We start from the raw sequence: 739 nt of genomic DNA, 5'->3' as shown, positions 1-739 counted from the left end.
GCGGTGAATACGTTCCCGGGTCTTGTACACACCGCCCGTCACACCACGAGAGTTTACAACACCCGAAGCCGGTGGGGTAACCCGCAAGGGAGCTAGCCGTCGAAGGTGGGGTAGATGATTGGGGTGAAGTCGTAACAAGGTAGCCGTATCGGAAGGTGCGGCTGGATCACCTCCTTTCTAAGGAAATACCCGAACCCGATGAGGTTCGGATAAAGTTATCGGAATAGAGCGCTCTAAGCGCAAGACGTGAACACCATTTGTTCAGCTTTGATGGAATTTGTATGGGGCCATAGCTCAGCTGGGAGAGCGCCTGCCTTGCAAGCAGGAGGTCAGCGGTTCGATCCCGCTTGGCTCCACCAACAACTCACATCAATTGTACCTTGAAAACTGGATAACGAAAGAAGAATTGCTGAAATATCCTTTAGCTGGGATTAGTTTTTAACAGTGAAGGTTGTTCGAGATTGCGCAAGCAAGCCGAATCAATCGGAACTTAGGTTAAGCTAGTAAGAGCGCACGGAGGATGCCTAGGCACTAGGAGCCGAAGAAGGACGTGGCGAACAACGATACCGCCCCGGGGAGCCGTAAGCAGGCATTGATCCGAGGATTTCCGAATGGGGAAACCCAGCTGTCGTAATGGACAGTTACTTTCAACTGAATACATAGGTTGAATAGAGGCATACCAGGGGAACTGAAACATCTAAGTACCCTGAGGAAGAGAAAACAAAAGTGATTCCGTCAG

1 tRNA gene and 2 rRNA genes are annotated in these 739 nt (G+C 50.6%); all 3 read left to right on the top strand.

The features are described 5' to 3' along the window. Window positions 1-177, top strand: a 16S ribosomal RNA gene (locus AC1DWN_RS34735); the annotation flags it as partial. Window positions 178-283: 106 nt separating this feature from the next. Next, window positions 284-359 (top strand) — tRNA-Ala (locus AC1DWN_RS34730). A 134-nt stretch (window positions 360-493) separates the two neighbouring features. Next, a 23S ribosomal RNA gene (locus tag AC1DWN_RS34725) occupies window positions 494-739 on the top strand; the annotation flags it as partial.

It is taken from the genome of Paenibacillus sp. P4_A7, from assembly GCF_056402455.1.
Note: the sequence above shows the minus strand (reverse complement) of the source record. Positions and strands in the feature narration are given on the sequence as shown.